This is a genomic window from Gimesia aquarii, from assembly GCF_007748195.1.
Classification (GTDB): Bacteria; Planctomycetota; Planctomycetia; order Planctomycetales; family Planctomycetaceae; genus Gimesia; species Gimesia aquarii.
Genome location: NZ_CP037920.1, coordinates 5,301,477 through 5,314,176, shown reverse-complemented (window position 1 = coordinate 5,314,176; position 12,700 = coordinate 5,301,477). Strand labels below are relative to the sequence as shown.

Annotated in this window: 8 protein-coding genes; 3 read left to right on the top strand and 5 right to left on the bottom strand. The window is 47.4% G+C overall.

The features are described 5' to 3' along the window. Positions 1-9: 9 nt before the first annotated feature. From V144x_RS20345 to V144x_RS20330, 4 genes are all read right to left on the bottom strand, one after another. On the bottom strand, positions 10-1,293 hold the full coding sequence (locus tag V144x_RS20345) for a cytochrome-c peroxidase (protein ID WP_232102586.1): 1,284 nt from the start codon (positions 1,291-1,293) through the stop codon (positions 10-12). Between the two features lie 180 nt (positions 1,294-1,473). Further along, positions 1,474-3,366: an ABC transporter ATP-binding protein gene (locus tag V144x_RS20340; protein ID WP_144987593.1), complete on the bottom strand. Its 1,893-nt coding sequence runs from the start codon at positions 3,364-3,366 to the stop codon at positions 1,474-1,476. A gap of 356 nt (positions 3,367-3,722) precedes the next feature. Beyond that, the gene (locus tag V144x_RS20335; protein WP_144987591.1) at positions 3,723-4,220 is read right to left on the bottom strand and encodes a hypothetical protein; all 498 of its coding nucleotides are present in this window, start codon (positions 4,218-4,220) and stop codon (positions 3,723-3,725) included. Positions 4,221-4,364: 144 nt separating this feature from the next. After that, positions 4,365-5,324, bottom strand: a complete 960-nt coding sequence (locus V144x_RS20330; protein ID WP_144987589.1) for a DUF1559 domain-containing protein — start codon at positions 5,322-5,324, stop codon at positions 4,365-4,367. 438 nt (positions 5,325-5,762) lie between these two features. Between V144x_RS20330 and V144x_RS20325 the strand changes: the two genes are divergently transcribed. The 3 genes from V144x_RS20325 to V144x_RS20315 are packed head-to-tail and all read left to right on the top strand — an operon-like array spanning position 5,763 to position 11,282. Continuing rightward, positions 5,763-8,897 (top strand): PSD1 and planctomycete cytochrome C domain-containing protein, encoded by a 3,135-nt coding sequence (locus V144x_RS20325; protein ID WP_232102585.1) that lies wholly within the window; start codon positions 5,763-5,765, stop codon positions 8,895-8,897. Beyond that, positions 8,890-10,347, top strand: a complete 1,458-nt coding sequence (locus V144x_RS20320) for a DUF1501 domain-containing protein (RefSeq protein ID WP_144987587.1) — start codon at positions 8,890-8,892, stop codon at positions 10,345-10,347. The genes V144x_RS20325 and V144x_RS20320 overlap by 8 nt, the downstream gene beginning before the upstream one ends. Beyond that, on the top strand, positions 10,344-11,282 hold the full coding sequence (locus V144x_RS20315; RefSeq protein WP_144987585.1) for an alpha/beta hydrolase: 939 nt from the start codon (positions 10,344-10,346) through the stop codon (positions 11,280-11,282). The genes V144x_RS20320 and V144x_RS20315 overlap by 4 nt, the downstream gene beginning before the upstream one ends. A 13-nt stretch (positions 11,283-11,295) precedes the next feature. Here the strand turns inward: V144x_RS20315 and V144x_RS20310 are convergent, their stop codons facing one another. Then, on the bottom strand, positions 11,296-12,684 hold the full coding sequence (locus V144x_RS20310; protein WP_144987582.1) for a DUF1501 domain-containing protein: 1,389 nt from the start codon (positions 12,682-12,684) through the stop codon (positions 11,296-11,298). Positions 12,685-12,700: the final 16 nt, after the last annotated feature.

The following is a 12,700-nucleotide window of genomic DNA, read 5'->3' as shown; positions in this document are numbered from 1 at the left end:
ACTATTTCTTTATTGAGGTAACCGTCCGGATTCTACTTTGGGGAACGCACCAGTACAGGCCTTCATAAACTCGACCAGATCTTTTTTATCCTGATCCGAGAGGTTCAGTTTTTTGACTTTGTCGCTGAGATAAGGATTCGGGTGGCCTCCCTTGTTGTAGTGCTCAACAACTTCCTCCAGAGTTTCAAAAGCTCCATCGTGCATATAGGGAGCGCTTAGAGCCACATTACGAATGGTGGGCGTTTTGAAAGCACCTTTATCTTTTTCCTGTTTGGTAACAACATAACGCCCCAAATCAGGGTTCTTGACTGTCATTCCCACGCCGAGGTTATGATATTTTTCGTCTGCCAGATTCGGTCCTAAATGGCAGGCAGCACAGTTTACCTTTTCACTAAAAAATAACGTACGTCCCCGCAAAGCACTTTTTGACATCGGGTTTGCTTTGGTTAATGCTAAAGCAGCCTTGTATTCCTCTTCCAGATCCTCAAGATCTTCTTTGTCCATTTTCAGGAACGGACGGAGCTGCTCCTGAAAATCAAAGGGTGATGGGCCTGTGACCAGGGTTCGTTCAAAGGAAGCGATGGCTTTGCCGATATTGTCAATCGTCACTCCCTCTTTAAAAATTTTGTCGAACTGTATCTGGTAGCCGGGAATCTCTTTGACTGTTTTTACAGCATTTTCGTGCGTATTTCCCATCTCAATCGGATTAGCGATGGGGCCGACCGCCTGTTCTTCCAATGAAGCGGCACGTCCGTCCCAGAATTGTGCACCACTGAGAATGCGGTTGTAGCTGACAGGAGAGTTACGTCCCCCTTCCAACCCCTTGATACCCACTCCAAATTGTGTATGACGTCCATATCCTTCATTGGGATGATGACAACTGGCACAACTGACAGTGTTATCTACAGACAGCCTTCTATCGAAATAAAGCTGTCTGCCCAGTTCTATTTTTGCCCTGGTGAGAGGATTTTCTTTGAGGCCTACAATTTGTGCGGTTCCCGCACTGAGGCCGAGTGGCAAACTTACTTCCAGGATTTCATGATTTTCTGATTGATTCAACCATTCCTTAATTTCTTTGAAGGTTAACGGGCCTTTCCCTGGAATACCGGATGTCAGATCACCCGTGCCTAACAGCACCTTGTTAGACTTATTTGCAGACACACCTTTCGTTTCTCCGGCATAAGCAACCCCTTGCTGGTCGATTTTATATTGAGCTGTCCCGATTGAAACTCCCAAAGCGAGACTGAACTTCAATAACAAAGCATACCGACCATGGTGCAATAATTTCATCATACTGTTTCCTTTGGGGAACACCCCGTAGTTTTAACAAAGTTGAATTTCTGAAAGAGAGATCAATCATCTGTTGACATATCAAATTATAGACATGCGAAAGAGGCATTTCAATTTGCAAAATCAAACAGCGAATGTGATCAGGTAAGACGAATGTGCACACAACGTGCAGGTTCGCTCATCTTAGCTGACTTCAGCGGGGCTGGTTTGTAGCAGTACCATCTCGCGATATTTTCCGTCTGCTTCCATAAGATCATCATGAGTGCCAATTTCCGTAATACGTCCTGCTTCAAATAGAACGATGCGGTCCGCATGCGTAATTGTGCTGAGTCTGTGTGCAATCACAAAACAGGTACGATCCTGCATTAATGAAGTCAGACTCGCCTGGATTAATCGTTCACTTTCTGTGTCGAGATTACTGGTTGCTTCATCAAAAATTAAAATACGTGGATCTGCCAGAATCGCACGGGCAATGGCCAACCGTTGTCTTTGTCCTCCACTTAGCTTGACGCCGCGTTCACCAATTAACGTCTGATAGCCTTGGGGAAGATCTTTAATAAATTCATGTGCGTTGGAAATTTCTGCTGCGTGTAGGATTTCCGCGTCAATAGTGTGACGGTCCCCGTAGCCAATGTTATCGGCCACCGTTCCATCAAAAAGAAAGACATCCTGTTCTACGACGCCAATGTGATTACGATAGCTTTCGACATCAAGCTCTGTTAAGTCGGAATTATCGAGTAATACACGTCCTGTGGTTGGATCGTAGAAGCGTGCGACAAGATTGCAGAACGTGGTTTTGCCGGCACCACTGGGACCGACGAGCGCAATGGTTTCACCCGGTTCAACTTCGATAGAGATATCCTGCAATGCAAATTGTTCTGAGCCGGGATATTGGAAACTGACATTTTCGAACGTGATCCGTCCGGAAATCTCTGATTTGCCAATCGTTTGCGCGGTGGATGATTCCATTTCACGGGGTTCTGCTAATAGATCGAGCACGCGGTCAAAACCGGAGAGACTATTTTGAAACTGAGCTGCGCTTTGAGCGAGTACCGCTAATGGACCCAGTAACATTAATAAATAGGCAAGAAACATCACCAGGTCACCTAAGGTGAGTTGTCCTTGTAGTACCTGCCAGCCACCATATAAAAGCAGGCATGCCGACGCGACGGGGATCACGGTTTCCCACACGATTTCAATGAGTCGCGACCACCACCAGGCGTACAATTCCTGGCGTCCCATCAAATGGTTCCCGCGTAAAATGCGGCTTGTTTCTGAACGCTGTCTGCCAAAGGCACGGACGACCCTCATGCCACCAAATGATTCTGTTGCCAAACCATCAACGTTCACGCGTTGCGCCCTGATTTTTCGATGCTGTGGTCGAATTCGACTGATCCACGTACGATGCGTCAGGTAAACCATGGGGACTAGAAACAGTGCGCCCAGGAGCAATCGCCAGTCCACCCAGGCCAGAATGATTAAGCTCCCCAATAATTGGATGATGGCACGCCAGGGGTTATAGAGCATCCCAAAAACCAGTTCACCTACGCTGCCGGCGTCTTCACGCAGAATACTGGCCGCCCCACCTGATTTTAATTCCTGAATACGATGCAAGGGGAGACGAACTGCTTGTGCAAATACGTCTTTTCTTACTTTCATTTGAATGAGTTTGGTTACGCGAGTCGCGTGCCAGCGCCCCCAGATTTGTAATCCGATACGAATCATTGAAATCAAAATGACGCTAATCGTGATAAAGACCAATAGTGGCCAGGGTTCATGAGGAATCCACTGAGGCGTCATCGGAGGGAGTGGGTTTTTATCCAGAACATAATCGACGACAAATTTTGTTGCTGCGGGAGGAATGAGTGCCAGGAGTGTGGCGATGGTCAAGGTGACCAATGAGAGAATGACGGACCAACGATGTAATTTTAGCAGATCGAAGAAGCTACGAACCAGTTCCCATGAAGAACGTTCTCGTTTTGAAGATTTTTTGCCCTGTTGGGGAGCATGTTCTTCATGAAATTCTGTTTTGTATTGTTCGAATTGTTTACGACTGGAATGCGATTTCGTACTCATCGATGAACTTTATGTTAGCGATATTTTTATCGATTACCGCCTTGAGCGATTCAATGGACCGTTTACTGAAAGAGGCTTACATCAACGCGAACGAAGACACACGAATAGTAAGCCATAGCTTGATTATATCCTTGAATACCGATGAAAGCGAACGGAGAGACGCTGGTAGGCAGTTCGAGACTATATATGAGGGTTGTTTTTGCTTGATTTGCAGGTTACCGATACAAGACAGTTAACAAAAAAGCAAATTCCAGGCATAAAGATATAGATTCAGACCGGTTGAGTCTGGCTTTCGGAACTACAAGAACAGCCTGATGCATTAATCTTGCATATATGCTAAAGACCTTTACATGTTCTTAATTGGTAATATGATCTTTGGGCTTATCGTCGGTGAGAGGTAAATCAATGGTATTCTCCTCATCTGCCTTTACTGTCACTTGCAGTCCGGATTTTTCCAGGTCACCATACCATTCCGGAATTACTGATACGGGTCCTGCGTTTCCATCGACGGCGTCTTCGGGCAAGCCTGAACCACCAGGACTGGTAAGGGCAGTGATCATAATTTTGTAATTACCGGGAATGACGCCATCGTCATCATCAAAGGTTCCCATTTCATAGAATCCATTGCGATCAATTTTTCCTTGTGCGGAGGGACCACCGCCAACGGGAACAAAGACAAGGGAGCCAATACTTAATGGTTTGCCGTTGTATGTCACAGTACCTGTTACAATCGAGCGTTTGGGATGACCGTCGCCGCAGCCATATGTTGATAATAAAACCACACAGACGAATGACAGGACAGTGCGAGATGGGTATGTCAAGTGAGTATAGGAGTGAGTTAGATTCAATTTCATCGCAAATACCTTATTACGTATTTCTATAAGAGGATGTTGAGATTTTTTAATTGACTCAAACAAAGTACGCAGTCAGGAGGGATGAGCAAGAAACAACTCGATCCCTCCTCTGTGACCATTTAGAGTGAAACTGTTAGAGGGGGTTTAGTTCCACTCACCGAGTACTTCTCCTCCAGCACGTGTTCCTAGAGATTTGAGCAATGTAAGATCGATGTTCTCGCTGATGAAGTGCACCGAACCATCGGCCATCATGAAGTGAGCTCCCCCAACGTGATAGCTGGTATAAGGCGTATGGTTCGTTCCAAAATCACCGCGATAGTTAATGGGGAATTGAATGTTCTTACTATCCAGAGTAAGTCGTCGCGTATCAGTATACCAATAGATGCCCCATGTCCAGGGTTGGATACCACCCCAACCTCGTTTCATCGCGCTAGACCAGCCTTGAGAAGAAGAAGATTCACCGAGCAAAATGGTATTTGTGAGTCCATCTGTGACATCGCGAAACTTCGTGTTACTCAGAGGGTATATTAAACCAGTGTTCGCCCATCTCCAGTTGTTTCCATCTGTAGGATTCGTAACGTCTTCAATACGACCTGCGCAACCTCGATAATGAAGTGCTCCATGAGTCACAATCCAGGGAAGTGTTGAATTGGTGATATCCGGAGATCGATCACCTAAAGCTGATGAGGGACAGGCAAGAACAGGGATGGGGCCCCAGATTTCCGAAGTTCCATTATGTGGTGCAGCGCTGATTCTCCATGGACCGAGTTCGGTAATGGGGTTTGGTGAGAACCCCTGCATTGACTGAAGCCGATTCGCTTCGTCCAAATATGGAAATATTTTAGGAACCCAGCCCATGTGGTAACCACCACCAGGATAACTTGGTGTGGGGTGACTTCCATTTGGTAAGCTTTTGAAAGTGTCATGGTAGTTGTGGAAGGCGAGACCGAGTTGTTTCATATTGTTTTTACACTGTGATCGCCTGGCCGCTTCGCGGGCTTGTTGCACCGCTGGTAAGAGCAAGGCAATCAGAATTGCGATGATGGCAATCACGACTAATAATTCAATTAACGTAAACGCCTTTCTTCTCACTAAATGATCCATTGTTCATTTCCTTTAAAAAACGAATAAATATATTTGGAAAACTGGAACTATGAGCGTCTGATTTTCTTAAACTTATAAAATCAAAAGTTCTGATTCGGAGAACTTTGATTACTCCTAAAAAAATAAGTCTTTTCTAGTAATTCATACACAACTTAATTAATATACAATCAATTATTAATATACATTAGTATTAATTATTTAATTATATAAAGTTAAGGGGGGTGGTCAACTTATTTTCAGCTATTCTTGATAATAAACAAAAAGCTACCAAAGTAGCTTTTTTTGTTATCTACTCAAACTTCATACCAAGTCAGCCTCGTATAGCAGAGCATTACCGGGTCATTGCAAAATGACGTGAATCCAGTCTACTCCCTGGAGGCGACTTTTAGTGGTTTCTCTGGACCTGAGGTAACCCCCTAAGTAACATGAAATTACTGCGTGTATGACTTTGCCTACCTCATGATTTCTTCACTTGGATATCCTTCTGTTTTGAAACCAATTGCCAGCCTTTTCAAACCATTAATAATCGTTTTCGTCTTATTGACTTTCGATAAGATCTGCCTGGCGGGTGAAGTGAACTTCAGTCGTGATATTCTGCCGATTCTGTCCGACCGCTGTTTTCATTGTCATGGTCCTGATCACACACACCGAGAAGCAGACTTGCGACTTGACCAACGTGAAAAGGCGACTCAGGATCGAGATGGAACGACTGTCATCGTTCCAGGAAAACCAGAGGCGAGTGAATTATTTGCCAGGATTACAACCAGTGATCCTGATCTCTTAATGCCACCCCCCGATTCTCATCGGAAAAAGTTAACAAAGAAACAAATTGCAACGCTTAAAAAATGGATCGCCGAGGGAGCAGAGTGGGGCAGGCATTGGGCATTTGAGAAACCGTTGAAGGTAGACTTGTCTTCTACCAAAGTAAATCCGATTGATGAGTTAGTCCAACGCAAACTGGCGGACGAGGGTTTAACGCTTTCACAACTGGCCTCAAAACGAACACTCATTCGGCGGCTTTCTTTTGATCTAACCGGATTGCCTCCGACATCCGAAGAAGTGGAGTCTTTCATCAATGACGAATCTAAAAATGCCTATCTGAAGCTCGTGAACCGTTTGCTGAAATCAAAACATTATGGCGAGCGGATGGCAATGTGGTGGCTTGATCTCGCGCGTTACTCTGATACTGATGGCTTTCAGGGAGATGCGACGCGTACCAATTGGCCGTGGCGGGACTGGGTTGTGGAATCGTTCAATGAAAATAAATCGTTCGATCAGTTCACGATTGAACAATTCGCAGGCGATTTATTACCGAATGCGACGCCAGAACAGAAGTTGGCTACCTGTTTTCATCGCAACCATATGACCAACGGCGAAGGGGGCCGCGATCCGGAGGAATCGCGAATTGATTATGTTATTGATCGGGTCAACACTACAGGGACGGTCTGGCTGGGATTAACTCTGGGTTGCTGCCAATGTCACTCTCACAAGTTTGATCCGGTTTCCCAGGCCGACTTTTACAGCCTGTTTGCGTTCTTTAACAGTATTGATGAGGACGGCAAAGCCGGTACGCGGGCAAAGCCTTATCTCAAGTATAAATCCCCCTTTGGTAAGCAAGCCATCCAAGAAGCGCAGCAGGTGGTAGATGAACGAAAACCATTAGAGGCTGCCGCTCGAAAACAGGCAGAACGAGAGTTTGAACCGTGGCTGGTTAAACAAACCGATCTAGTACAGCAGGGGTTTCAGTCTTGGCATCTGCCTCAAACCAGATCGTTGAAATCAATCGAAGGAACAGTTCTCACGCAAGAAGCGGATGGCACGGTTCAAACCAGTGGACCTAACCCCAGACAGGATGATTATCGCTTAATTGCTTCCACGAATTTACCACGTGTAACGGGCTTGAGGCTGGAAGTCTTTCCGCATACTTCGCACACGGATGGAAAATTAACCCGTGGTGCAAATGGTGAATTTATTTTGACTGATGTTAAGCTTCAGGTGCGTCGTCAGGGGAGTTCTCAGTTAAGGGATATTGAAATCTCCAGTGCTGTTGCTGATGTCGAGAAAAATGCCAAAGGCCGTAAGTACGGAAAAATCAAAGACACGCTGGATGATGATCCCCGTAATGGTTGGACGACGGAATCGCATGATCCGAAGCAGCGACATATGGCCGTTTTTGCATTAAAGGAACCGTTGGTATTGGACGATCAGGAAGAATTGATCTTCGTCATGTTACATCGTTCGACAGTGGGTAACGCGAACATTGGGAGATTTCGTGTGATGTTGACAGATCAGCCCGGACAAGCAGTGCGATCACTGAATCCGATGCCCCTAGAAGAATTGGCAGCAGTCAAGTCGGGTAAGGATTCAAAAATTGATGCGAAGTTGAGAAAGAGACTGTTGAATCAGTTTCTCGTTGATCATGCAGCTTATCAGAAGAGAAAAGCAAACCTGGATCGCGCGAATGCACAGCTTTCTAAAGTGAAAAAAGCGGCGGGTGACCTTAATGTAATGGTTTTAGCAGAGAGAAAGGAACCTCGCAAAACATTTATCTTGGAACGGGGTGTCTGGGATAAACATGGAAAAGAAGTGGTTCGCTCGGTACCAGAAGCCATTTTTCCGCTACCGAAAGAAAAAACAAAGGATCGTCTCGATCTCGCGCGTTGGTTAGTCTCCCGTGAGAACCCGTTGACAGCGCGGGTCGTCGTCAATCATTTATGGCAGATGTGTTTTGGTATGGGACTCGTTCGGACGCCGGGAGATTTTGGCTTACAGGGAGAACGTCCTACTCATCCTGAAGTGATTGACTGGTTAGCGGTAGAGTTGATGGAACACGATTGGGATTTACAGCATATCCTGCGTCTGATCGTGACCAGCCAGACCTATCAACAGAGCAGCAACGTTTCCCCCGCATTATTAGCCCGCGATCCGGAGAATCGACTGCTGGCGCGCGGGCCCCGGTTTCGTCTACCAAGTTGGATGATTCACGATGCGGTGCTACGAGCCAGCGGATTATTGAATCCGGTGCTGGGAGGTCCACCCGTCATGCCTTATCAGCCAGAAGGGGTTTGGGCGGAAATGTTCATGGGGCGCTATCGTTATGAACCCAGTCAGGGAGCCGCTCAGTACCGACGCAGCTTGTATGCGTTCTGGCGACGATCCAGCGCGCCTACATTTTTGTTTGATAGTGCACAACGTCGTGTGTGTGAAGTGCGTCCGCGTAGAACGAATACCCCATTGCAGGCTCTGACATTGCTGAATGATTTGAGTGTCTTGGAATCCTCACGCGAGTTAGCGCGGACTGCGATGGCGAAAGAGACTACCATTCCAAAGCGGCTTGATTATATCGCTCGTCGTATTTTGTCCCGACCTTTGGACAAACGAGAGCAAGCCGTTTTGGAGCGAGAATTCCAAATGTCACACAAACATTATCGAAGTCATCCACGGGATGCATTCAAACTATTGGAGGTGGGGCAACCGCCAAATAACAGCAAAGTTGATCCTGGCGAGCTTGCCGCTTATATGGTCATTGCGAGTATGGTCTTTAATCTGGATGAGGCAATTACCCATGAATGATCAAATCATAAAACAGGCAATGGATGTTTCCCGCCGTTATTTTCTGGGACATGGAGCTGGAGTGAGCCTGGGAGCGATGGCTTTAGGGCTTCTAGAAGCAACAAAGTTCGCGCACGCTGATCAAAGGAAGGCACCGGGGTTGGCAGGTTTACCTCATAAACTTCCCCGCGCCAAGAACGTGATTTTTCTTACGCAATCAGGTGGTCCTTCACAGATTGAACTGTTCGATCATAAACCGGGACTGATGAAGTGGGCCGGCAAGGAATTGCCAGAAAGCGTGCGACGCGGGCAACGACTCACAACAATGACGGCGAATCAAAAACAATTGATTATGCCTTCGCGTACTAAGTTCAAGCGTTATGGAGAAAGTGGTGCGACACTCGGAGAGTGGTTGCCTTATCATGGAGAGGTAGCCGACGAACTCTGTTTTATTAAATCGATGGTGACCGATCAGATTAACCACGCCCCTGCAATGACGAAATTCCTCACAGGGCATCAACTCGCGGGACGACCGTCGATTGGTGCCTGGACCAGCTACGGGCTGGGTAGTGAGAATCGGAATCTGCCCGATTATCTGGTTTTGATTTCCAAGATGAAGCGTCCCAGTGATCAGCCACTTTACGATCATTATTGGGGTAGCGGTTTTTTGCCATCCCGCTATCAAGGAGTAAAGCTTCGTAATTCGAAAGAGCCCGTGCTTTATCTTCGTGATCCGGATGGACTCCCTCGTCAAGTGAGACGAGGAATGTTGAATGGCATTGCCGAATTGAATCAGATGCGTCTCAAAGAAACGGGTGACCCGGAAATAGAAACGCGAATTCGTCAGTATGAAATGGCCTGGCGGATGCAGTCCAGTATTCCCGAGTTAAATGATTTGAGTGATGAACCGGAATCCACATTTGAGCTCTATGGACCCGATTCGCGTCGTCCGGGTAGCTATGCCGCCAACTGTGTGCTGGCAAGACGACTGATCGAACGCGGCGTGCGTTTCGTGCAGTTGTTTCACCCGGACTGGGATCATCATAGTCGCCTGGGGTCGTGGTGTGTGGCGCGTTGTCGTGATACTGATCAGGCCAGCGCGGCATTGGTCAAAGATCTCAAACAACGTGGGTTGTTGGATGATACATTGGTCGTTTGGGGCGGTGAATTTGGTCGGGGAGTTGCCGGTCAGGGGAAGTGGGACAGTCCCGAAGGGGGCCGCGATCATCATCCTCGCTGTTTCACAATGTGGCTGGCAGGTGGGGGTGTCAAGTCAGGCATGACTTATGGTACCACTGATGATTTCAGTTACAACGTCGCCGAAAATCCGGTGCATGTGCGCGACCTGCATGCCACTGTGTTACATTTACTTGGGATCGATCATGAACGTTTTTCGTATCGACATCAGGGTCTCGATTTCAAACTGACGGGTGTCGAACCGTCGAATATCATAAAGGAAATTCTGGCATGAAGCGGTTCATGATGATCATGTTTCTCATCCCTGGCATGCAGCTGAGCATGCTAAGTTTTGCTAATGCACGTGAACCAGATGCAATCATCGACATCTGGCCGGGGCTTGCTCCTGGCGAGACGACGCGTGAGACAGGCAGACCACTTCCCAGACGCCCTAATGAAAATCCTCCAGCGACGCGCGTCAAGAATATTACACGACCTCAGTTACATGTCTTTCAACCTCCTGTTGAAAAACGGAACGGGACGGCGGTTTTGATCTTTCCCGGTGGTGGATATAGTTATGTGGTAACGGACAAAGAAGGTTCCGAGGCGGCTGAATGGCTGAATCAATTAGGTATTACGGCATTTGTCGTTCATTATCGCACAAAGCAACAAAAAACGCCCACTCCTCAGACCAATCAGAAATTACCTCCTTTTTCGGAGCGACCGCTTCAGGATGGACAACGGGCATTGAGCCTGGTTCGCAAGCGCGCTAAAGAATGGGGCATCAAGCCAGATCGGATTGGTGTGATCGGCTTTTCTGCCGGAGGGCAGGCAGCGTCGCTTGTCACGACCCGGTTTGAAGATCGCTCCTACAAACCACAAGATAAGGTCGATGATGTCTCTTGCCGCCCCAATTTTAGCTTGTTGATTTATCCCTGGCGGCTGCTCGATGAAAAAACGGAGAAGCTGAATGAAGTTATCACCATTTCGAAAAAGACCCCACCCACGTTTCTTGCGCACGCTCACAACGATAGCGCCACTCCGTTAAGTAGCATCGAGTTTTATACCGCGTTAAAACAGAATGGTGTGGGGGCTGAACTACACATTTATGAAACAGGAGGGCACGGTTACGGGATGCGGCCAGTTGAAAATTCCAACGTCGATACTTTTCCAAGTCGCGCCGAAGACTGGCTTCGCCAAAGGTCGCTTATTTCCTCCAGAAAGCATTAAGTCCGAATGAGGACTATGCTTTGAGAATTTTCTGCACGACATGTCCGTGCACATCGGTCAGTCGGAAATCACGACCCGCGTGTCGGTATGTGAGTTTTTCGTGATCGAGTCCCATGATGTGTAAGATGGTCGCATGAAAATCATGTACATGGACCATATCTTTTACGACATAGTTTCCGATGTCGTCTGTTTCTCCGTAAACGGCTCCTCCTCGTACACTGCCGCCAGCTAACCAGCAGGAAAAGGCGTTGGGGTGATGCGTGCGAGATTTGGTGCCTTTCCCATCCTGAGCCCAGGGAGAACGTCCAAATTCGGTACAAAAAACCAATAGTGTGTCTTCCAGTAAGCCACGTTGTTTCAAGTCTTTGATTAATGCGGCGATGGGTTGATCCACACGACGGGCATACTTTTCATGTGAGGCGATATCGCGATGTGCCGCATCCCAGTTATCACGGCAGGCACCGATGGCATCAATGATTTCAACAAAGCGTACTCCCCGTTCCACCAGACGACGCGCCATGATACATTGTGACGCATAACTGGATTGGTCTCCTCGTTCCGCACCATAAAGTTTTAACGTTTCCTTCGTTTCTTTCGATAAGTCGAGTGCCTCTGGTGCCTGTTGTTGGAGACCTGCAGCGGCAGTAAAGGAGGCGACTCTTCCCGCTAATTGTGCATCGTGCATGCGGTGTTTTAAATGACGTTGATTCATTTTTGTCAACAATGAAAGTTCCAGTTGTTGTCTCTCATATGAAGTGGGAGATTTGAGAAAGGGAATCGGTTCATCGCCGGGAACGACACGCACACCACTATTAACCGCTGGTAAAAAGTTGGCGTCCCACAATTGAGGACCGTTATAAGGGCGGTGTTCCGAAATCACAATATGCGAGGGTAGATTTGTGTTAAAAGATTTTAGCCCGTAACTCAACCAGGCGCCTAATCCGGGCATGGCCGTGGTGGTACTGCCGGTATGAAGTTGCAGTGTGGCTTCACCATGGTCCCGGTGATCACTATTCATGGAGCGAATTAAGGCAGTTTCGTGCATCACCTTGCGAAGATGAGGAAAGAGGTCACTGACTTCAGTGCCACATTCTCGATTGGGACGAAACTTCCATAGAGGGGCTTTGAGAAAACGTTTCACAATCGGTTGTCCGGAGACAGCAGCTTTTTCTTCTTCACCGATCGATTGATCGTGCCGTTTTGTCAATTCGGGTTTAGGATCGAATGTATCGACATGAGAGTAACCGCCCGACATATAGAGCATAATCACATGCTTGGCCTGCGGGCGATGATGCGGAGTCGAAAGTTTGGCTGGCAGCGGAGATGGTAGTAAAAGCCCCGCCGTTGTTCCGAGTCCCGCTTGCAGCAGGTTTCTGCGATTGATGAATGTGGGGTCTTGCATCTTGTCACTCCTCAGT